Below are 21,921 nucleotides of genomic sequence, written 5' to 3'. Positions count from 1 at the left end.
GGGCTCGCGCTACGTGCGCCCCGGAATGACGGCCGTGGACTCACCGATAGCAATGAAAGCGGTGATAGCCGTCGTAGTATCCACGGCAGTGACGGTAATGGCGGTGAGGAATGCCGAACACGCCCTCCACCGCACCCACGGCGCCGCCGACACCGGCGCCGACCGCGCCACCCACCACGCCCCCCACGGGACCGGCGATCCGGTTGCCCTCATAGGATCCTTCCTGAGCGCCGCGCACGATGCCCTGCGCGTGACCGGCTTGCGGCAAGGACGATAGCGCGAGAAGGGCGGCGGCTGCGAACAGCAGGCGGACGGGGAAGCCGGCCGGCAGGACGGCGGCGTTGACACGGGCTTTGTTCATCTTCAGTCCCAATCGGCAAAAGCGGCGGCGAAATCCGCCAATCGGCAGGTCATCATCAACGCGCCGAACGGCCAAATGGTTGCGCCTTTGTGACGAATTGTCGGCGATGTGAACGCATGTCCGCTCGCGAAAATGTCAGCATCGCCGCTACCTGCGCGGCACAAAGCGGCCTTGCTTACATCTGCCTTCACGTTAACGATGGGCGGCGGGCCGCTGGAACGAAAGCCGGATTGCAGGCATATTGCACGCCGGGGGACGGAGAGCCGCGGCACTAGCGTGAACAGGCCGGAGGCCAAGAGTCAGATGCGTTCATTTTTAGTCGCTTTCACCTCCCTGATGCTCTTGAGCGCGAGCACCGCGCAGGCCAAGGTCGACATCACCATCGACAAGGACAATCAGCAGATGACCGTCGCCGTGGATGGCGTCGCGCGCTATCACTGGCCGGTATCGACTGGCATCCCCTCGCGCGAAACGCCGAACGGTGCCTTCCGCGCCTTCCGCATGGAGGAGGATCACTTCTCCAAGGAATTCGACGACGCGCCGATGCCGCATTCGATCTTCTTCACCAAGGTCGGGCACGCCATCCACGGCACGGATTCGGTCAGCCGGCTCGGCACGCCCGCCTCCCATGGCTGCGTGCGGCTGTCGCGGCAGAACGCCTCGACGCTCTATGCCCTGGTGCAGCAGCAGGGCGTGCTCAACACCACGGTGACGCTGACCGGCTCGGCGCAGGTGGCGCTGGCGCGCAATCCGCGCGGCCGCAATGCCGTGGCCCGCGCACCGCAGCCGGCCGAAGAGCAATACGCGACCACAGGCGATCCTGTGAACCTGTCGCCGCCGGCGCAGCCCGCGCGCCGCTACATGCCGCAGGACCACAACTACATCTATCCGGCCGACGGCAGCGACACCGGTGCCCGCTATCCCGCGCCGCGCTCGGCAAGCCGCCCGCTTTATGACGCGCAGGTCTATCAACAGCAGCCGCAGCCATATTACAATCAAGGCTACGGCCAGCAGGGCTACTATCAGCCGCAGCCCCGGCAGTATTATCAGCCGCGCGGCTATTACTATCAGAACTGACGCAGCCTGATTGAGACGCCGGGCGCGGCAGCGAAGCGAAAAGTGCTGCTACGCCGGGCGCCGCGGTGGACGGCGCAAAATTCAGGCCGGGCTGGGTACGAATCGAGCAGCTCACCGAAGCAGGAAGGCAACAGTCCCCAACCTTCAACGCTGCGGCGTCTGGCCCAAATTGACAACCTTGGGGTCGCCCGTATTGTCGTTCCCATTGTTTCTGGGAAATGACATGACACGCGAGCAGATTTCGGATTTCTGCATTGCCGCCTTGGCCAACATCCTGCGCATCTCCAGGGATCGGGTCGACCCCGCGACCAAATTCAGCCGCCTCGGACTCGATTCGGCGATGCTCGTTTATCTCATGATGGAGCTCGAGGAGAAGCTGGACCTCGAACTGTCGACCGACGACTTTTACGACCACCCGACCGTGGAGGCCCTGTCGCGATTTCTCGCCGACAAGCATGCGCTCCGCACCGCGGCCTGACGGCGGCTAGAACCGGCACGGACGGATGAACAATCTCCGCTCGCTTGTGGCGCTTTTGGCCCGGCGTGCGGAGGAGCAAGCCGATGAGCGCGCCTACGTCTTCGTCTCCGATCGCGGGACTGAAGAAGCTGCCTTCACCTTCCGCCAGTTGCGTGATTGCGCAAGCGCGCTCGCGGCGCGCCTGGCCGCGGTCGCGCGCCCCGGCGACCGCGCCATCCTGGTGTTTCCACCCGGCCTCGAATTTCTGGCGGCATTCTTCGGCTGCCTGATGGCCGGCATCATTGCGGTGCCGATGATGATGCCGCGGCGAAACAGTGCGCGCGATGCCAGCGCCGCGATCCTCGCCAATTGCGCGCCGGCGGTGGCGCTGACCAATTCGGCTTTCGCGCTCCGCGGCGATCTGCAAACGCGCTTCGCGCATGAGAACATCCGTTGGATCGAGGTCGATCTCGGTCCGACGACCATCGCGCCGGTCGCCTTGCCGGACCCGGCAACGGATGACATCGCCTTCCTGCAATACACCTCCGGCTCAACCTCCGAGCCGAAGGGTGTGATGGTCAGCCACGCCAATCTGCTCGCAAATCTCGAGATGATTCGGATCGCGCTCGGCAACACCAGGCGATCGACCTATGTCAACTGGGTGCCGCTCTATCACGACATGGGGCTGATCCTGAACGCGCTGCAGACGCTCTATGTCGGGGCGACCTGCGTGCTGATGGCGCCGAACGCGTTCATGCAGCGGCCGCTCGGCTGGCTGCGCGCGATCTCGCACTATCGTGCGGAAGTCGCATGCAGTCCCAATTTCGGCTTCGATCTCTGCGTCAGCCGCTACCGCGCCGACCAGATGGAGGACGTCGACCTGTCTTCGCTCAGGATCGCGCTCAATGGCGCCGAGCCGGTGCACGCGGAAACAATCGAACGGTTCATCGCGACATTCGCGTCGCATGGCTTCGATCCGCGCGCGATGTATCCGGCCTACGGCATGGCAGAAGCGACGCTCCTCATCTCGGGGGGAACGCGCAGCTGCGGTCATGTGGCGCGTCGCGTCAGTCAGGCGGCGCTTCAGGCGCATAGAGCAGAGGCGACTTCCGAGGCGGACGATACTCAGATCGTGGTCGGCTGCGGGCGCGCGCTCGCCCGTGAGCGGATCGCCATCGTCGATCCACAGAAGCGCACACGCCTGCCCCCCGACCGCATCGGGGAGATCTGGGTCAGCGGTGCCAACATCGCTCGCGCCTATTGGCGCAACAACGCGGCGACGCGCGAGGTGCTCAACGCAGAGATCGCCGGCGAGCGCGGCGCATGGCTACGCACCGGCGACCTCGGCTTCCTCGATGCAAACGACGAGCTGTTCGTCACCGGCCGGATCAAGGACCTCATCATCATCCGCGGCATGAACCATTATCCGCAGGACATCGAGCGCACGGTGCAGTCGCTGGACGAAGACCTGCGCGAGAACTGCGGTGCAGCATTCTCGGTGCCGGACGAGAGCGGTGAAGAAACCCTCGTCATCGTGCAGGAGGTCGAGCGCACGGCGCGTCATAAGATTGACAGCGACGAGATCAAGGGCCGGATCCGTGAGGCCGTTGCCGACTGCCACGAGCTGTCCGCGCGCCACATTACGCTGATCCGGCCCGGCGCCCTGCCGAAAACCACGAGCGGCAAGATTCAACGCACGCTGGCGCGTAAGCTCTGGCTTGATGCGGCCTTCGACGAAATCGGCTGACCTGCTCAGAAATCGATCTTTGCGCTCTCCCCGTCGCGCAGGCTCGCAGCAATCCCCTGCTCGATTTTGCGCGCCAGCACTGGGCGGTAGTGGATGTAGTCCGCGAAACTGGCGCGGTCACGGGTGAGCTCGTTGTCGACGCGGTAGCTGACAAAGTTGCTGCGCGGCCGTCCGGCCACGACCTGCGCGAGCGCGGCATCGCAGGCATTGCGCTCCAGCGCGGCTCGCGTGCCGGGCTTTGCCACGGTGGCAGCGAAGGTCGGCGGCACGATGATGACGACGGGCACGGCGGCAGGCAACTTGCGGACGACGTCCTTTAGGGCCGCGATCTCGGGGAAGACCGCTCGCTCCTTCGAGGCCGCGGGTGCGGGATCTCTGGGAGCGTTGATCTGCTTGAATTGGCCGGGTGGCCAGATGTCCTCGTAGCTGACAAAGCCGTCGGGGTTCATCCGCTGCCGCAGCCCGAGCCCGATGCTGATGCGCTGGAAGACCTGCTCGATCGCCTGCCAGGAGATCAGCCGCACCGCATACGCGACCACGCTATCGTCATAGAGCCAGTATGGGAACGGCGCCCCCTCCTCCTTCGGCCCAGCATGCACGCACCAGCCGGGATCGGCGGCGACGACCAACGCGCCGATCTCCCTGTGATGGCGCAGAAAGAAATCGAGCACAGCGAGCTGCTCGCGTGGGCTCGCACCGGTCATATAGAGCTGGACGAAACGGAAGCCGGTTGCGCGGGACAATTCCGCCGGCTCGATCAATTGTGCCGTCGAGTTGCCGAGAATGGCAGAGTCGAAGTTCGCATCGCGTGCGCGGCTCGCCGCGGTGATCTGCGTCAGACGATTGTCGACGCCCTCGATGCCTAGCAGCCCGAGCTTGCCGCTGTCATACGGATCGATCACGACCATCAGCGCGAGCACCAGCAGCGCTGCGCCCACCAGCGTGCCGAGGCACGCCAGCAGGCTGCGCCCCCAGCCGGGGTCGGTCTCAGAACTTGAAGTAGACGAACTCATGAAGATCCCGACCACCCATGTGGAGCAGCAATGCGAACAATCCGATGCCGAGCAGGCCGGCGAGCCATGGTTTAGGATGGCGCGTGAGCATCGCGACGATGTCCTGGCTCGCCGGCAGCAGGAAGGCGAACAGCGGCGCTGCAATCAACGGCCACAGATGCTTGCCACGCTCCAGCGGCAGCGGTGAGACCAGCCCGGCGAACACATGCCAGGCCGCCTCCACCGAGCCGGCCCGAAAGATCACGCCGGTCGCGAGCACGAACAGCACGGTGAGCGCCCAGCCGAGCCATGACGGAAACTCCGGCCCATAGCGGCGCCACAGCGCGCAGGCCACCAGCGCAAGACCGTGCAGCACGCCCCACAGCACGAACGTCCAGCTCGCGCCATGCCAGAGGCCGCACAGCGCCATCGTGATCATCATCGCGCCGAAGAACTGGATCGGCAAGAAGCGGCGCGGCAACAGGCGCAGATTGACCAGCGGATAGAAGACATAGTCGCGCAGGAACACCATCAGCGTGATGTGCCAACGCTGCCAGAAATCCTGGATATTGGTCGAGCGCAACGGCGCATTGAAATTGTAGGGCAGTTGCACGCCGAACAACAAGCCGAGGCCGATCGCGATGTCGGAATAGCCGGAGAAATCGAACAGAATCTGGAACGAGAAGCAGAACGCGAGCCAGGCATCTCCGCCTCGAAGCGGTCCGCTTGCCGCCTGCGCGTAGATGGGATCGAGCAGATGCGCGAGGCCATCGGCGACCACGACCTTCTCGAACAGGCCGATCGCGATGAAACAGGTGGCGATGCAGAACTGGCGCTGCCAGCCCGGCGCGTAGACCTGCCGGCCGAACTGATGCATCACCTCGGACCAGCGCGCCAGCGGGCCCGCGATCGCCTGCGGGAAGAAGGCGATGTAGAGCGCGTAGCGATCGAGCGCGTAGAGCGGCGCCTTGCCGCGCTTCAGATCGACCAGATACATAATGTGGTGGAAGGTGAAGAAGGAGATGCCGAGCGGCAGGCCGATGTCGAGCGTGGGAAGCCTCGTAGCCAGCGCGAGGCTCAGATTGGCAAGCAGGAAGTTGGCGTATTTGAATAGCGCCAGCACCGCGATATCGAGCACGATCACCAGCGTCAGCACTGCCGGCCATTTCACCCATCCGTAGGCAACCGAAGCGAGCCAATTGATTGCAATCGAGGCGATCAGGAGCAGGATGAAGGATGGGCTGCCCCAGGCATAGAAGGCGAGCGACAGCGCGACCTGCACGCCGATCCGCAGATGCGGATAGGGATCTGCCAGGCGGTAGATCAGCAATGCCGCGGGCAGGAAGACCAGGAGAAAGGGGTAGTCGTTGAAGAGCATCGGATCAAAGCTGCGCCATCACCGGCCCTCGCGCCGGCCGGTGATGCTCAGCCCGCCTCCAGATCGGGGGCAGCATCGCCCGGCTGTCGCAGCATGCGCCGTAGGATCTTCTCCTCGCTCGGCACCTTGACGTCCCAGGCGAGCCCGAGCGCTTCCAGCGCGCGGATGAAGATGAAGCCGGGATCGAACTCGAACCAGCGCAGGCCGAAGGCCGCCGAATACGGGAAGGCGTGATGGTTGTTGTGCCAGCCCTCGCCCCAGGCGAGCCAGGCCATCACGCCGAGATTGCGGCTGTTGTCGTCGCGGGTAACGAAGGGCTGCGCGCCGAAGCTGTGCATGACCGAGTTGATGGCAGACATGGTCTGCTCGACCACGAACATTCGCACCACGCCGCCCCAGAGGAAGCCGGTCAGCGCGCCCCACGGGCTCATCGTGGCCAAGCCGCCGATCAGGGCCGGCAGCAGCAGGCCGAGACCGACCCAGCTGTAGTAGTGGCTGTTGACGGCAACCAGCCTGCGGTCAGCCATCAGGTCCGGCACATAATGCGCGGCGTTGGGATAATCATGTGCGATCATCCAGGTCAGATGCGCGTGCAGGAAGCCGCGCAGGCGGCCAAGCAGACCCTCGCCATGCAGCCGCGGCGAGTGCAGGTCGCCATCATGGTCGGACAGCTCGTGATGCCGCCGGTGCATCGCCGCCCAGGACAGCATAGGGCCACGGCCGGCCATCGAGCCCATGATGATCAGGATCGCGCTGATCGTCGTGGAGGTCGCGAAGGCACGGTGCGTGAACAGGCGATGATAGCCGACCGTGAGGCCAAGACCGGTGATCAGCCAAAAGCCGAAGAACAGGCCGACCTCCATCACGCCGATCGCGCGGTAGAACAACAGGCCTAGCGCAACCAGCGTGCCGATGAACGGCAGGACGTCGAAAATGATGAAATGCCGCCGCTGCATCTTGTGGAAGTGCCGGCTGCGGATGATGCGATGATCGCGTTTCTGTTGCACGGTCGGGATTCCAGGGCGGCTCATATGAGTGCATACAAGCCTGGCGAGCGCAACCCAAGCCGCAACGCCCAGGGTTTCAACAGCCGCGAAAGCCTATAGAAAAAGCCTATAGAACAGGTCTGCGATGCAAAATGCGTTCAAATCCGGCCCTTTTCACTTGCCGTTAGAGCCACCATGCCGTCACGTGTCGCGACAATTCTGAGTGTGATCTCGATTGTGATAGCGGGATCGGCCATGGGGGCGGATGTGGCCTTCGACCTCGAGGCGCATCGCGGCGGGCGGGCGCTGTTGCCGGAAAACACCCTGCCCGCCTTCGCCAACGCGCTGTCGATGGGCGTGGACACGCTGGAGCTCGATGTCGGCATCACCGCCGATGGCGAAATCGTCATCTCGCATGAACGCGGGCTCAATCCGGATCTCGCACGCAGCTCCAATGGAGCCTACATCACTCGCCCGGCACGCCTTTCGTAAAACTGCGGCTCGACGAGGTCAGGACCTATGACGTCGGCCAGATCCGGCCGGACAGCGCCTATGCGAAACAATTCCCCGACCAGCGTGCGGTGCCGGGAACGCGCATTCCCAACTTGCGCGAGCTGTTCTTGCTGGTCCGCAAGTCCGGCAACACGCAGGTCCGCTTCAACATCGAGACCAAGATCGATCCGAACCACCCCGACGAAGCGCTAGATCCGCAGGCCTTCGTCGCGAAGCTGCTCGGGGTGATCGAGACCGAAGGATGTTCCGACCGCGTCATGATCCAGTCGTTCGACTGGAGGATCCTGCAGCTCGTCCAGCGGCAGGCGCCCACGATTCCGACCGTGTACCTGACGCTCCAGCGCGGCTCGGGCCAGACGGTGGCGCTCGACAAGGCGACGAACTGGACGGCCGGCTTCAATCCGGCCGATCACGGCGGCTCGCTGCCACGGACGATAAAGGCTGCGGGCGGCGCGATCTGGTCGCCCTATTTCGGCGATGTGACCGCGGCGCTCGTCTCGGAGGCTCACGCGCTCGGGCTGCGCGTCGTGGTCTGGACGGTGAACAAGCCAGACGACATGGCCCGCATGATCGAGCTCGGCGTCGATGGCATCATTTCGGACAGGCCGGACCTGCTGCGGCAGATCGTCGGCGAGAAGGGACTCGCGTTGCCGGCGGGAACGCCGGTCGAGCCGTAACTCCGATCCCGTGTCCCGGACGCGGTGCAGCGTGCAACGCTGCTCCGCAGAGCCGGGACCCAGAACGCCGTGCCATGGGCCCCGGCTCTGCAGCGCATCACTTCGTGCTGCGCAGCGTCCGGGGCACGAGATATCGCGTCGCCCCTACTCCCCGTCCCGCAAACGCCGATACAGCGCGCCCAGGATATTCGAATAGTCGTCGGTCCAGACCCGCACCCTGTCATCGGCTTCGGTCTGTTCCCATTGCTTGGAGGACGCGAGCCTGCCGATGTCGGCCTCCTCCCGCGCGGAGATGACGACGTCGGTCGAGAAGATGTAGTCGGAATCGCGGCCGGAATCCTCGTTGAAGACCCAGCTCTTGAGATCGTTGGCATCGGCAATGCCGACCACGACGGTCTCGAGATCCAGATGCCGGTTGGAGACGTGCATCACCACGGCGCCATGCGGCGCGAGCTTGTCCTTGTAGATCTTCATCGCCTCTTCGGTCGCAAGATGGATCGGGATCGCATCGGACGAATAGGCATCGACGATGATGAGATCATAGGCGCCATCGGGCTCCTTCGCGAAGGTGAGGCGCGCGTCGCCGATCACGGGCTTCATGTCCGGCATGCAGCTCGAGATGTAGCGGAAGTTCCTGGGATCACGCGCGGCGTCGACCATGGACTGGTCGATCTCGAAGAAGGTCCAGCTCTCCCCTCGCTCGGCAGCGCAGGCGAGCGTGCCCGAGCCGACTCCGATCGCGGCAACCTTGAGCGGCGCGCCCTTGCGCTCGCGGATCGCGCTCACGGCCTGACCGATGCCACCGTCTTTATGATAGTAGGTGATCGGCTCGGGCCGCCCTGCGACCGGCGTGCCGTCATTGCTGCGGAAGCGCTCGGCACCATGAATGGTGGTGCCGTGCATCAGCACATGGAAATAGCCGCCCGGCGTCACCACGATCTTGTGCACGCCGAAGAAGCTGCGCACCGTCGTGACACGGCCCTCGTCTGCGGGATAAACGCGGATCAACAACAGCGCGAGCGCGACGGTGGCAAAGATCTTCCAGCGGCCGGCATTGAGGATCAGCGCGAGCAGCGCGGCGAGCACGCCGACGGCGCCGGCGACCCAGACGCGATGATCCTCGAACCAGGTCGAGAGATCGCCCGTCGTATAGGACGGCGCGACGAGCGCCACGGCGAGCGCAGCGAGCGCCAACCAGTACCATCTCACAACGCCTGCAAGCCGTTCGTTCGCGGACGGACGGCAAAGCGCGGCGAGCGCGATCAGGATCGGATATTCGGCGATCCATGTGAAGGTGAAGGGCGCAGCGAGCCCTGCGAACAGGCCGCCGACCATGCCGCCGAACGACAGCGCGACATAAAACCCGGTGAGATATCTGGCCGCCGGTCGCGTCCGCGCCAGTTCGCCGTGGCAGGCCATGGCAATGACGAAGAAGCACAATTGATGTCCGCCGAGCGTCAGCAGCAGGTTCTGCTCCCCGCCAAAGGCCAGCAGCACGACGATCCCCGCGATCGCGACTGGCTGCAGCATCAGCATCCATTTGTGCGGCAGCAGCGGCCGCGACTGGAACACCACGACCCAGGTCAAAAGGTACAGCGACAGCGGCAGCACCCACAGCAGCGGCGCCGCCGCGACGTCGGTCGAAATGTGTGCGGTGACGGCGATGAGCAGGCCCGACGGCACTGCGGCGAGGAATATCCAGCGCAGCCGCGTCAGCAGGCCGGGCGCGGGCGCATTCACGTCCTCGGCCCGCGTGTCGGCCATCGCCAGCTTCGGCGAACGCAGCAACAGCACACCGCAGGCGACAATGAGAAGAATCAGCAGGCCATAGCCGCCGGTCCAGAACCAGTTCTGCATCTGCAGCGTGAACATCGGCTCCAGCAGGAACGGATAGGACAACAGCGCGAGGAAGCTGCCGATGTTGGAGGAGGCGTAGAGGAAATAGGGATCGTAGGCGGCGGGATGGCCGGTGCGGACGAACCATGCCTGCAGCAGCGGATTGTTGGCCGCGAGCGCGAAGAATGGCAGCCCGATCGAGACCGCGAACAGGCCGAGCAGCCAGAACGCATAGCCCGAAGCGGGCGGCTCGCCATAGGCGGAGGCGATGCCGAGCGGCAGCGTGGCGAAGGCCGCGATCAGCAGCACCAGATGCACCGCCACCGGAACGATCCGGTTCCTCACCTGCATCAGCAGATGTGCGTAGGCGTAGCCGGCGAGCAACAGCGACTGGAAGAACACCATCGCCACCGACCAAACCGCAGGCGAGCCGCCGAGCCGCGGCAGCACCATCTTCGTGAACAGCGGCTGCACCGAGAACAGCAGCAGCGCGCTGACGAAGATCGCGGCGGTGTAGACCGTCAGCAGCAGCCGGTTGCGTGAAGGAGACGACTGCTCCGTGGTCGCGGGTTGCACGATCGAATCCATGGGAGCTCCGGCAAACAATCCCCGGCGGGCGCCGGACGCGCGCAATGGAGCACAAGGCGCCTGAACGGGCAATAAAGGGTGTCGTGATGTTGCAGCGGGAAATGCTTGATGTAGAGATGTAGTTCCGGGGCGATGCGAAGCATCGAACCCGGAACCTCGAGATTCCGGGTCGCGCTCCGCGCGTCCGGAATGACGGTCGATTGGACTTGAACCCTAGATGAGCGAAACCGACGTCGTCATCATCGGCGCTGGCCATAACGGCCTCACTTGTGCGGCCTATCTCGCGATGGCAGGCCTGCGGGTGCGCGTGGTCGAGCGCCGCAAGGTGGTCGGCGGCGCCGCGGTCACGGAGGAGTTTCACCCCGGTTTTCGCAATTCGGTCGCGGCCTACACCGTGAGCCTGCTCAATCCGCGGGTGATCCGGGACCTCAAGCTCGCCGAGCACGGCCTGCGCATCGTCGAGCGGCGTGCGCAGAATTTTCTGCCCGCGCCCGATGGCAACCATCTGCTCACCGGCGAGGGACGGACGAAGGCGTCGGTCGCGCGGCTCAGCGCGCATGATGCGGAGGCCCTCGACGGCTTCGCGCGCGAGCTGGAAGACATCGCCGACGTGCTCAGGCAATTCGTGTTGCGCGCGCCGCCGAACCTGCTCGAGGGTTTCGGTACGAATGCGATCCGCGAGGCCGTGAATGCGCTCCAGAGCGCCAATATCCTGCGCGGCCTCACGCTGGAACAGAGCCGCAGCCTGCTCGATCTCTTCACCCGTTCGGCCGGCGAAATGCTGGACGAACGTTTCGAACATGATCTGGTCAAGGCGCTGTTCGGCTTCGACGCCATCGTCGGCAACTATGCCAGCCCCTACGCCGCCGGCTCGGCCTATGTGATGCTGCATCACGCCTTCGGCGAGGTGAACGGCAAGAAGGGCGTCTGGGGCCACGCCATCGGCGGCATGGGCGCGATCACGCAATCGATGGCGCGCGCGGCGCGCGGCCACGGCGTCGTGATCGAAACGGATGCCGGCGTCCGTGAGATCATCGTCGAACGCGACCGTGCCGTCGGCGTCGTGCTGGAGAACGGCTCTAGCATCCGCGCGAAATATATCGCGGCCAACGTCAATCCGAAGCTGCTCTACACGCGACTGATCGCGGCGGACGCTCTCCCTGCGGATTTCCTCGCTCGCATCCGGCACTGGAAGAACGGCTCCGGCACTTTCAGAATGAACGTAGCGCTGGACCGCCTGCCCTCCTTCACGGCGCTGCCGGGCGAAGGCGATCATCTCTCGTCTGGCATCATCCTGGCGCCGAGCCTCGACTATATGGACCGCGCCTATCTCGATGCGCGGGCGCAGGGCTGGAGCCGTTCGCCCGTCGTCGAGATGCTGATCCCCTCGACGCTCGACGACACGCTGGCGCCCGCCGGCAAGCATGTCGCGAGCCTGTTCTGTCAGCATGTCGCACCAAGGCTTCCCGATGGGAAGTCGTGGGACGACCATCGTGAAGAGGTCGCCGATCTCATGATCGCGACGGTGGACAAGTACGCGCCGGGTTTTGCGGCGAGCGTGCTCGGCCGTCAGATCCTGTCCCCGCTCGATCTCGAGCGGCAGTTCGGTCTGCTGGGAGGCGACATCTTCCACGGCGCGCTGACGCTGAACCAGCTGTTCTCGGCGCGGCCGATGCTGGGCCACGCCGACTATCGCGGGCCGTTGAGGGGCCTCTACCATTGCGGCTCCGGCGCCCATCCTGGCGGCGGCGTCACCGGGGCCCCCGGCCACAACGCGGCCCAGGTGATCCTGCGGGATCACCGCTCGCTGTTCGGAAGCCGTGGATAGGTCTGTGGATTGCTTGTGGACAGACTGTCGAAAGGTCTGTGGTCGGGCAGAGGATGCCTGGGCAAGGCCGTCGCGGTCTATCCTGGGGAAAGTCGGTGGAAAATCGGAGGGACAATTGCGGGAGAAAGGGGTGGATAGTATCCCGGCAAGCAGGCGGACAACCTGTGAATATCCCGAGAGAACATACGTGGCAAAAACGACCTCGCCCACCAGGGGAATCCCCTAGCGGGCGGTGATCAGGAACAGCCTCTGAAGAAAAATAGCCCCCGCTGGGAAATGCAGGCGGAAATTACTTCAAGGAGGTGCTAATCGAACTGAACTTCTCGTTCATGGTGGTGCCCAGGCTGTTCACCACGGTGATGATCGCCAGGGCGATGCCCGCGGCAATCAGACCGTACTCGATCGCGGTTGCCCCCGACTCGTCCGACCAGAACTTCAGAACCATGCGCTTCAAGACTCGCCTCCGTTTCAATTCCAAGCTGTGCTGGCTTGTTTCAACATCCGGAAATGTACGGGAGACAAGCTACAGGCGGGTTAACCCGCGAACTGCAACTTGCCCGGAAAATTGGCACCAAAAGTTGCAAAAATTGAGCTCAACGGAACCCTGAATGCAGCCTTCCCCCACCCATCGCGCCAGCTTTTCGATCGGCAGCGAGGCCGACGCCAGACGCGTCGTCGACGTGCTCACCGAGGTGTTTTTCGATGGCGACGCGGCGGTCGCCGCGTTCGAGCGGCCGGACGGACAATGGGACGTCACGCTCCATTTCGCTGAGGCGCCGGATCAGGCATGGTTGCGCGAAATCGTTGCAACGTCAGCGGGAAATGAGATCGCAGCGACGCTCGCCTTCGACACGATCGAAGCCAAGGACTGGGTCAAGGCCAGCCTGGAGGATCTCGTCCCGGTCCCGGCGGGGCGCTTCGTCGTGCACGGCAGCCATGACCGTGACCGTGTGGCGCCGAACAAGCTCGCCATCGAGATCGAGGCGGCGCTCGCCTTCGGCACCGGCCACCACGGCACGACGCGCGGCTGTTTACTTCTGCTTGACCATGTCCTGAAGAGTTCCCGACCGCGCAACGTGCTCGACCTCGGTACCGGGACCGGCGTGCTGGCGATCGCAGCCGCGAAGGCGCTGCATCGCGCAGTGCTTGCCTCCGACATCGATCCGCCCTCGGTGCGGGTGGCGGCTGAGAACGCCTCGCTGAATGAAGCTGGCAATCATGTGCGGGTGATCCGCGCCACCGGCTTTGCCGCGCCCGATTTTGCGCGCGCGGGTCCGTTCGACCTGGTCCTCGCCAACATCCTTGCCAATCCGCTGCGGCAATTGGCGAGCCCGATGGCGCGGCACCTCGCGCCTGGCGCCTGCGTCATCCTCTCGGGCCTGCTGACGCATCAGGCCCCCGCCGTAATCGCCGCCTACCGCGCGCGCGGCTTGGTGCCGTTGAAGCATCTGCGGATCGAGGGGTGGAGCAGTCTGTTGCTGAGGAGGCTGGGGTGACCGAGGTGCTGTAGGGTGGGCAAAGCGATAGCGTGCCCACCATTTCGTCCGCCATAGCGGAAAGATGTGGGCTCGGCGCTTCGCGCCTTTGCCCACCCTACGGCATCATCAATGCAGCTACTCCGCCGGCTTCTCGTCGCGGCGTATCGCGCGATCGTCCTGCAAGGTGCGCCGCGCGCGGCGCTCGGCGAAACGGTCAATCATCTGGCTGATGAGGCCGCGCGGCTTCTTCGGTACCGCCGCAGTCGGGGCGCGGCGCACCGGCGGCGAAATCTTCTCAAACGTGAACGCCGGCATCGTGTGTCCCCTCGCCGTTGAGATGAACCACCCGCTCGAATTTCCCTGTTATCCGGACGAAGCGCAACTGCCGCATCCTTTACTCCACTCAATTCGAATGGAACTATTTCAAGCACGGTCCATGCCAGATGCGACGCAAATGCGTCTAGATTGCGGACTGATCCCCATGATCCTAAAGTGATCCACCATGTTCGAAGCACACTTCCAGACATTCGAGGAGCCGGAGGCCGGCGTCGCATTGACGGCACGGCTGGCTGCACTTCGCGAAGAACTCGCCCGCCGCAAGCTCACCGGCTTCGTCGTTCCGCGCGCCGACCAGCAGCAGAACGAATATGTGCCGCCATCGGAAGAGCGGCTGGCCTGGCTGACCGGCTTTACGGGCTCGGCGGGCCTGGCGGTGGTGCTGACGCAGGAAGCCGCGGTGTTCGTCGACGGCCGCTACACGCTTCAGGCCGCCAAGCAGGTCGATGCCAAGGCCTGGGCCGTGGAATCGCTGATCGACCCGCCGCCGGAGAGCTGGGTGTCGGCGCATCTGAAAGCCGGTGACCGCCTCGGATTTGATCCGTGGCTGCATACTTTTTCGGCAGCCGAACGCCTGTCCGCAGCCTGCGCCAAGGCCGGCGCCGAGCTGGTGGCCGTCGACAGCAATCCGATCGACGCGATCTGGCAGGACCGGCCGCAGCCGCCGCTCGCCCCCGTCGCCGTACACAGCCTTCGGCATGCCGGTGTCACCGAAGCTGAGAAGCTGGCGCAGATCAGGGCCGAGATCGTCAAGCTCGGCACCGATGCGCTGGTGCTGTCGGACAGTCATGCGGTGGCCTGGACCTTCAACATCCGCGGCGCCGACGTCGCCCATACGCCGCTGCCGCTGTCCTATGCGCTGGTGCCGAAGGACGGCCGCCCCACCATCTTCATCGATCACCGCAAGCTCTCCAACCTCACACGCGACCATCTCGAGCAAGCCGCCGACGTGCGCGAACCGGACGCAATGGCGCCGACGCTGATGGCGCTGGCCAAAAGCGGCGCGGCGATCGCGCTCGACAACGCCACCGCGGCCGACGCACTCAGCCGGCTGATCGCGGGCACCGGCGGCAAGCCGGTGCGTGGCAATGATCCGGTTGCACTGCTCAAAGCGGTCAAGAACCCGACCGAGATCAAGGGCACCAAGACGGCCCATGCGCGCGACGCCGCAGCGCTGGCGCGCTTCCTCGCATGGATCGATCGCGAGGCGCCAAGCGGCAAGCTCACCGAGATCGACGCAGTCGAGGCGCTGGAAACCTTCCGCCGCGACACCGGCGCGCTCAAGGACGTATCGTTCCCAACCATCTCCGGCACCGGTCCGAACGGCGCCATCGTGCACTACCGCGTCACCCGCAAGAGCAACCGGCGGATCGCGCCCGGCGATCTCCTGCTGATCGATTCCGGCGCGCAATATGAAGACGGCACCACCGATGTCACGCGCACCATGGCAGTGGGCGAGCCGACGGACGAGATGCGCGACCGCTTCACCCGCGTGCTGCGCGGCCATATCGCGATTGCGCGCGCCGTCTTTCCGGATGGCACCACGGGCGCGCAACTCGACACGCTGGCTCGACAATATCTCTGGTCCGCCGGCCTTGATTTCGAGCACGGCACCGGCCACGGCGTTGGTAGCTATCTCTCGGTGCACGAAGGGCCGGCGCGAATTTCGAAGCTCGGCACCACGCCGCTGAAGCGCGGTATGATCCTCTCCAACGAGCCCGGCTACTACAAGACCGACGGTTTCGGCATCCGCATCGAGAACCTCGAGCTGGTGGTCGCGGCCGACATCAAGGGCGCCGAAAAGCCGATGAACGCGTTCGAGACGCTGACCTTGGCGCCGATCGACCGCCGGCTGATCGACGTGGCGATGCTGAGCAAGGACGAACTCGACTGGCTCAACGCCTATCATGCACGCGTGAAGGCCGAGGTGCGGCCGGCGCTGGACGATGCGACGAGGGCCTGGCTCGACCAGGTGACGGCAGAGCTGAAGCTCTAAATCCGTCATAAGACTGCCCGCGTAGGGTGGGCAAAGCATCCGCTGCCGCTCGAAGAGCGGAGGCGGATGCGTGCCCACCATCCATCTCCGCGTGACGGCAGCAATGGTGGGCACGCCGCGCAAAGAGCGCGTCTTTGCCCACCCGGCCCTGCGCCTTGACGCCTTGCGCATAGCCGTATGCCGAAATGGCCGTATTCGCTCGCAATGCGATGCGGCTAGTGTCCGGAGATGCACGGCATGATCAGCAAGCCGCCGGGAGCGGCGACCAACCTCGCGACCTCGCGCGGGGTGCTGCTGTTGCTGGTCATGATGACCGGCGTCGCGCCGATCTCACTCTACATATTGGTTCCGGCACTGCCGGTGCTGGCGACGAATTTCGGCAGCGACATCTCGATCGCGCAGATGACAGTGTCGCTCTACATGGTCGGCATCGCGCTGTCGCAGCTGATCATGGGGCCGCTGTCGGACCGGTTCGGACGGCGCCCGGTATTGCTCGGAGGGCTGGCGCTGATGGTCGCCGCCAGCATCGCCTGCATCTTCGCCGAGACGCTGCCGCAGCTGATTGCAGCGCGCTTTTTCCAGGCGCTCGGCGGCGCCTCCGGCATGGTGATCAGCCGCGCCATCATCCGCGACATCTACGAGCGCGACCGCGTCGCCTCCATGATCAGCCTCGTGGTGGCAGCGCTGATGATCGGGCAGATGGTGTCACCGCTCACCGGCGGCCTGATCGAGACCGCGTTCGGCTGGCGCGCCATCTTCTACGCCATCACCATCGCCGCAATCATTGTCGCCGTCGGGATCGCGGTGGCGCTACCCGAAACGCGTCGCAGCCGCGCCGCCGGCAGCGGCTTCCGTAGCGACGTCGGCATCCTGATTAAGAGCCGCGCCTTCGTCGGCTATGTGATGTGTCAGGTGCTGGCCTCGCAGATCATTTTCACATTCGCGGGCGGCGGCCCCTACATCGTGGTGACGCAGATGGGCCGGACCAGCGCCGAATACGGCGCCTGGTTCGCGACCTCGGGCTTCGCGTTCCTGGTCGGCAATCTGCTCTGCGTGCGCTTTGCGCCGCGGCATTCGCTGGAAAAGCTGATCTGGTTCGGGCTCGCGCTGCAGCTCGCCGGCAGCCTGTTGAACCTGCTGTGGAGCTTCGCCGGCTGGAACGAGGCTCCAAGCTGGCTGTTCGGCACGCAGATGATCGTGATGGTCGGCAATGCCTTCGTGATGGCGAATTCCGCGGCCGGAGCGATCAGCATCCGCCCTGAAGCTGCCGGCGCCGCATCAGGTGCCATGGGCTTTCTGCAACAGGGGATCGGCGCGCTGATGTCACAATTCGGCGCCTATCTCGGCGGTCACTCAGCCACGACGCTGCCGCTGACCTCGGCCGTCGTCGCCATCTCACTGCTCTGCGCCTGCATGATGATCTTCGTCGTCCCCCGCCGTGAGGTGACGGTGAGCGAGACGCTGATCAAGCAGGCGGAGGAGGAAGAGAGCGGGATGATGTGAGGGGCCCTGTGCTCTCTCCCCAGTCATTGCGAGCGGAGCGAAGCAATCCAGACTGTCACTGCGGAAAGATTCTGGATTGCTTCGTCGCCAGCGCAAAATTGCTTCGCAATTTTGTCGCGGGCTCCTCGCAATGACGGAGAGAGAGCTCACTCCCCAATCAGCTTCAGCCACTCGTCCTCGGTCAGCACCTTGACGCCGTGCTTGTTCGCTTCCGCGAGTTTCGAGCCCGCGCCGGGGCCGGCGATGACGAGATCGGTCTTCTTCGATACCGAGCCTGACACTTTGGCTCCTAACCGCTCAGCTGTCGCCTTGGCTTCATCGCGCGTCATCTTCTCCAGCGAGCCCGTGAACACCACGGTCTTGCCGGCGACGGCCGAGTTGCTCTTCGGCTTCTCGGCGTCGACGATCTCGACCTCCCTGGTCAGCCGCTCGACGATGCCGCAGTTGTGGCTCTCGCCGAAATAATCGGCGATGCTCTTGATCACGGTGTCGCCGATCTGGTCGAGCGCGTCCATGTCCGCGATCGCCTCCTCGTCGCCGTGAGCGACCTTGAGGCAAGCGTCGTGGAAGGCGTCCCACGAGCCGTAGCCGCGCGCCAGCGCCAGCGCCGTGGTCTCGCCGACATGGCGCATGCCGAGCGCATAGATGAAGCGCTCCAGCGCGATTTTTCGCCGGTTCTCAATGGCGGCGAACAGGTTGCGCACCGAGGTCGCACCGTAACCCTCGACCTCCTCGAGCTTGAGCTTCGCGTTGCGCTGCTCCAGCGTGAAGATGTCGGCGGGCTCCTTCACCCACCCCTCGTCGAAGAAATACTGGAGCTGCTTCTCGCCAAGGCCGTCGATGTCGAAGGCTCGCCGCGACACGAACAGCTTGAGGTGCTCGATCTTCTGATAGGGACAGGCGAACTCGCCGGTGCAGCGGGCGCGCGAGCCCTCCTCGCCCGTCGCCGTCTCCTCACGCACGACGTCGGTGTGCAGCGGACACGGGCACTTCTTCGGAAAGTGGAATTCCCTGGCGGTCTTCGGCCGCTTGTCGAGGACGACATCAACCACCTGCGGGATCACGTCGCCGGCACGCTGGATCACGACGGTGTCGCCGATCCTGATCTCGCGTCCCTCGCGCAGCACCTCGCCCTTGTTGCCGATGCCTTTGATGTAATCCTCGTTGTGCAGTGTGACATTTTGCACGATCACGCCGCCGACGCCGACCGGTTCGAGCTTGCCGACCGGCGTGAACGAGCCGGTGCGACCGACCTGGATCTCGATGTCGCGCAGCACCGTCATGGCGCGCTCGGCCGGGAATTTATGCGCGACGCCCCAGCGCGGCGTGCGCGAGACGAAACCGAGCCGCTCCTGCCAGTCGATGCGGTCGATCTTGTAAACGACGCCGTCGATGTCGTAGTCGAGCCGTGCGCGCTGCTCCTCGATCGCATGATGGAAGGCGAGCAGCTCCTCGACGGAATGGCAGAGCTTGGTCAGCGGATTGGTCTTGAAGCCGCAGCGCTCGAACCAACCGATCATGCCGCTCTGCGTATCCTCCGGCATCGCGCTCATCTGCCCCCACGCATAGGCGAAGAAGCCGAGGGGACGGGAGGCGGTGATGGTCGGATCCTTCTGCCGGAGCGAGCCGGCGGCGGAATTGCGCGGATTGGCGAAGATGGTGCCGCCTTCCGCCTTCTGCCGCTCGTTGAGCGCGAGGAACGCCTTCTTGGTCATGTAGACTTCGCCGCGCACCTCGCAGATGTCGGGGATGTTGCGGCCCTTCAGCTTCTGCGGCACGTCTTCGAGGGTGCGGATGTTGGCGGTGACGTCCTCGCCGACCGCGCCGTCGCCACGCGTCGCGGCGGTGACGAGCTCGCCGCCCTCGTAGCGCAGCGACATCGAGAGGCCGTCGATCTTCGGCTCGGCGGAGAAATCGACCTTGTCGTCGTCGAGCTTCAGGAATCGGACGATGCGGCCGACGAAATCGCGCACATCCTCTTCCGCAAAGGCGTTGTCGAGCGACAGCATGGGGAGGGAATGCCGGACTTTCTTGAAGCGGCCTGACGGCGCGGCGCCGACCTTCTGCGAGGGCGAGTCCGCGGTGACGAACTCGGGGAAGCGGTTCTCGATGGCATTGAGGCGCTGGCGCAGCGCGTCGTATTCGGCATCGGTAACGGTGGGCGCGTCCTCTTGATAGTAGCGCTCGTTGTGTCCCTCGATCTCGAGCGCCAGCCGCTTGTGCTCGACCTTGGCCTGGGCCTGGGTGAGGTCGGCGACGTCGCGAAGCGGTGTTGCTTTGGATTTTGCTGCTCTGGCCATGGTGCTTGGATACGACGGAGCGGGTAGCACGGTAAAGGCGTGTGGAAATCTCGTGCCCCGGACGCAGCGCAGCGCTCCCGGCGATGCGAAGCATCGTCCGGTGCGGTGCGCCGCCGAGCCGGGGCCCATTGTGGCAGCATTCTGGGTCCCGGCTCGCGCTGCGCGCGTCCGGGACACGAGACCTAAGCCGTCGCCGCCTTCAGCAATCTCTCCGCGGCCGCCCTCGCCTCGGCCGTGATCTCGGCGCCGGCGAGCATGCGGGCGATTTCCTCGCGGCGGTGGTCGGCAGCGAGCGCATTGACGCGGGTGGCGACGCGCTTGCCCTTGTCGAGGGCGTCCTTGGAGATCAGGAGGTGCTGGTCGGCGCGGGCGGCGACCTGTGGGGCGTGGGTCACGGCCATCACCTGGACCTTGCCGGCGAGCCGCGCCAAGCGCCCGCCGATGGCGTCCGCGACCGCGCCGCCGACGCCGGTGTCGATCTCGTCGAACACCAGGGTCGGCGCCGAACCGCGGTCGGACAGCACGACCTTGAGCGCCAAGAGGAAGCGCGACAGCTCGCCGCCGGAGGCGACCTTCATCAGCGGACCCGGCTTGGTGCCCGGATTGGTCTGCACCCAGAACTCGACGCGATCGAAGCCTTGCGGCCCCGGCGCGGCCTCGTCGGTCTCGACCTGGGTCATGAACCTGGCGCGTTCGAGCTTGAGCGGCGCGAGCTCGGCATTGACCGCCTTGTTGAGCTTCTCCGCCGATTTCTGCCGCGCCAGTGACAGCTTCTTGGCGGCGGCCGCATAGCGGCTATCTGCCTCGACCGCGGCCTGCTCCAGCTTCTTGAGCCGCGAGGCGCCGGCATCGATCAGGATGACGTCGGCGGCATATTTGGCGGCGAGCGCAGCGAGGCCATCGACCGGGGTCGAATATTTGCGAGACGCCGCACGCAAAGCAAAAAGCCGCTCCTCGATGCGTTCGAGCTCGGCCGGATCGAAATCTGTTGCGGCCAACGCCGCCAGCAGATGCTGATCGGCTTCCTCCAGCGCGTTGATCGCCGCGTCGATCGCCTTCACCGCAGGCTCGACCAGCGCCGGCGAGTTGACGCCGCGGCGCTCCAGCCGGCGCACCGCCGCCGACAGCGCGGCGACCGGCGAATGATTGCCGCCGACCGCTTCCTGCGCCTCGCGCAGGTCGGAGGCGATCTTCTCGCCCTGCATCATGGTGGTGCGGCGCGAGGCCAGCGTGGTCTCCTCGCCGTCCTTGGGCGCAAGCTGCTTCAGCTCGTCGGAGGCGTGGCGCAGATAATCCGCCTCGCGCGCGGCATGCTCCATGGCGGCGCGATGCTCCTCCAGCGCGGTGTTGGCGGTGCGGCGCTCGTCCCAGAGCGCTTCGACCGCTGCGACGTCCTTTTCGAGGCCGGCAAAAGCATCGAGCAGGCGGCGATGGGTGGCGGCATCGACCAGCGCGCGCTCGTCGTGCTGGCCGTGGATCTCGACCAGGGCGGCGCCGACCGCCTTCAGCGTCTGCACGCTGATCGACTGGTCGTTGATGAAGGCGCGGGTGCGGCCGTCGGCGAGCTGCACGCGGCGCAAGATCATCTCGCCGGTGTCGTCGAGGCCGTTCTCAGCCAGGATCTTGGTCGCGGGGTGACTTTTGGGGACATCGAATACGGCAGTGACCTGCCCCTGCTCCGCGCCGTGGCGCACGAGGCCGGCATCGCCGCGGCCGCCGAGCGCCAGCGCAAAAGCATCGAGCAGGATGGATTTGCCTGCACCGGTCTCGCCGGTCAAAACCGCGAGGCCGGAGGCGAATTCGATATCGAGCCGTTCGATCAGGACGATGTCACGGATCGACAGACGCGCCAGCATGGAACCCCAATT

Annotated in this window: 16 protein-coding genes and 1 pseudogene; 8 read left to right on the top strand and 9 right to left on the bottom strand. The window is 65.1% G+C overall.

The window, feature by feature from the left end; all coding sequences use genetic code 11:
- Positions 1–40: 40 nt before the first annotated feature.
- Positions 41–361: a hypothetical protein gene (locus tag P6U29_RS12650; RefSeq protein ID WP_407117898.1), complete on the bottom strand. Its 321-nt coding sequence runs from the start codon at positions 359–361 to the stop codon at positions 41–43.
- 303 nt (positions 362–664) lie between these two features.
- Here P6U29_RS12650 and P6U29_RS12645 point away from each other — a divergent pair, with 303 nt between their 5' ends.
- The 3 genes from P6U29_RS12645 to P6U29_RS12635 all read left to right on the top strand — a co-directional run bounded on the left by P6U29_RS12645 (position 665) and on the right by P6U29_RS12635 (position 3,642).
- Complete coding sequence (locus P6U29_RS12645; protein ID WP_407117897.1) at positions 665–1,438, top strand: L,D-transpeptidase; 774 nt, start codon at positions 665–667, stop codon at positions 1,436–1,438.
- Positions 1,439–1,661: 223 nt separating this feature from the next.
- The gene (locus P6U29_RS12640; RefSeq protein ID WP_407117896.1) at positions 1,662–1,916 is read left to right on the top strand and encodes an acyl carrier protein; all 255 of its coding nucleotides are present in this window, start codon (positions 1,662–1,664) and stop codon (positions 1,914–1,916) included.
- Between the two features lie 25 nt (positions 1,917–1,941).
- A complete protein-coding gene (locus tag P6U29_RS12635; RefSeq protein ID WP_407117895.1) occupies positions 1,942–3,642 on the top strand; it encodes a fatty acyl-AMP ligase in 1,701 nt (566 codons plus the stop codon).
- 5 nt (positions 3,643–3,647) lie between these two features.
- Here the strand turns inward: P6U29_RS12635 and P6U29_RS12630 are convergent, their stop codons facing one another.
- The 3 genes from P6U29_RS12630 to P6U29_RS12620 are packed head-to-tail and all read right to left on the bottom strand — an operon-like array spanning position 3,648 to position 7,019.
- Positions 3,648–4,655 carry a hypothetical protein gene (locus tag P6U29_RS12630; protein WP_407117894.1) on the bottom strand — a complete coding sequence of 336 codons (1,008 nt, stop codon included), beginning with the start codon at positions 4,653–4,655 and terminating at the stop codon, positions 3,648–3,650.
- Positions 4,630–6,012 (bottom strand): MBOAT family O-acyltransferase, encoded by a 1,383-nt coding sequence (locus tag P6U29_RS12625; protein ID WP_407117893.1) that lies wholly within the window; start codon positions 6,010–6,012, stop codon positions 4,630–4,632. Before P6U29_RS12625 ends, P6U29_RS12630 begins: the two co-directional genes overlap by 26 nt.
- A gap of 47 nt (positions 6,013–6,059) precedes the next feature.
- Positions 6,060–7,019, bottom strand: a complete 960-nt coding sequence (locus P6U29_RS12620; RefSeq protein WP_407117892.1) for an acyl-CoA desaturase — start codon at positions 7,017–7,019, stop codon at positions 6,060–6,062.
- Between the two features lie 174 nt (positions 7,020–7,193).
- On the opposite strand from P6U29_RS12620, the pseudogene P6U29_RS12615 reads away from it, so the two are divergent.
- A pseudogene (locus P6U29_RS12615) lies at positions 7,194–8,188 on the top strand (glycerophosphodiester phosphodiesterase).
- Between the two features lie 144 nt (positions 8,189–8,332).
- Here P6U29_RS12615 and P6U29_RS12610 read toward each other — a convergent pair.
- Positions 8,333–10,612 (bottom strand): fused MFS/spermidine synthase, encoded by a 2,280-nt coding sequence (locus P6U29_RS12610; protein WP_407117891.1) that lies wholly within the window; start codon positions 10,610–10,612, stop codon positions 8,333–8,335.
- Between the two features lie 217 nt (positions 10,613–10,829).
- Between P6U29_RS12610 and P6U29_RS12605 the strand changes: the two genes are divergently transcribed.
- Positions 10,830–12,440, top strand: coding sequence for a phytoene desaturase family protein (locus tag P6U29_RS12605; protein ID WP_407117890.1), 1,611 nt, complete (start codon positions 10,830–10,832; stop codon positions 12,438–12,440).
- A 289-nt stretch (positions 12,441–12,729) separates the two neighbouring features.
- Here P6U29_RS12605 and P6U29_RS12600 read toward each other — a convergent pair whose 3' ends face one another.
- On the bottom strand, positions 12,730–12,885 hold the full coding sequence (locus P6U29_RS12600; RefSeq protein WP_407119305.1) for a Flp family type IVb pilin: 156 nt from the start codon (positions 12,883–12,885) through the stop codon (positions 12,730–12,732).
- A 163-nt stretch (positions 12,886–13,048) separates the two neighbouring features.
- Between P6U29_RS12600 and P6U29_RS12595 the strand changes: the two genes are divergently transcribed.
- Complete coding sequence (locus P6U29_RS12595) at positions 13,049–13,936, top strand: 50S ribosomal protein L11 methyltransferase (RefSeq protein WP_407117889.1); 888 nt, start codon at positions 13,049–13,051, stop codon at positions 13,934–13,936.
- A gap of 117 nt (positions 13,937–14,053) precedes the next feature.
- On the opposite strand, the gene P6U29_RS12590 is transcribed toward P6U29_RS12595, so the two are convergent.
- The gene (locus P6U29_RS12590) at positions 14,054–14,233 is read right to left on the bottom strand and encodes a hypothetical protein (RefSeq protein WP_122401984.1); all 180 of its coding nucleotides are present in this window, start codon (positions 14,231–14,233) and stop codon (positions 14,054–14,056) included.
- Between the two features lie 187 nt (positions 14,234–14,420).
- Between P6U29_RS12590 and P6U29_RS12585 the strand changes: the two genes are divergently transcribed.
- Both P6U29_RS12585 and P6U29_RS12580 read left to right on the top strand, forming a co-directional pair.
- Positions 14,421–16,250, top strand: coding sequence for an aminopeptidase P family protein (locus tag P6U29_RS12585; protein ID WP_407117888.1), 1,830 nt, complete (start codon positions 14,421–14,423; stop codon positions 16,248–16,250).
- A 228-nt stretch (positions 16,251–16,478) separates the two neighbouring features.
- Positions 16,479–17,753, top strand: a complete 1,275-nt coding sequence (locus tag P6U29_RS12580; protein WP_407117887.1) for a multidrug effflux MFS transporter — start codon at positions 16,479–16,481, stop codon at positions 17,751–17,753.
- Positions 17,754–17,899: 146 nt separating this feature from the next.
- Here the strand turns inward: P6U29_RS12580 and ligA are convergent, their stop codons facing one another.
- Both ligA and recN read right to left on the bottom strand, forming a co-directional pair.
- Positions 17,900–20,053, bottom strand: coding sequence for an NAD-dependent DNA ligase LigA (ligA, locus tag P6U29_RS12575; RefSeq protein WP_407117886.1), 2,154 nt, complete (start codon positions 20,051–20,053; stop codon positions 17,900–17,902).
- A 182-nt stretch (positions 20,054–20,235) separates the two neighbouring features.
- Positions 20,236–21,909, bottom strand: a complete 1,674-nt coding sequence (gene recN, locus P6U29_RS12570; RefSeq protein WP_407117885.1) for a DNA repair protein RecN — start codon at positions 21,907–21,909, stop codon at positions 20,236–20,238.
- Positions 21,910–21,921: the final 12 nt, after the last annotated feature.

The organism is Bradyrhizobium sp. LMG 9283, assembly GCF_045571415.1.
Lineage (GTDB): Bacteria > Pseudomonadota > Alphaproteobacteria > Rhizobiales > Xanthobacteraceae > Bradyrhizobium.
The sequence above is the reverse complement of the archived record's forward strand: the minus strand, read 5'-3'. Positions and strand labels throughout refer to the sequence as shown.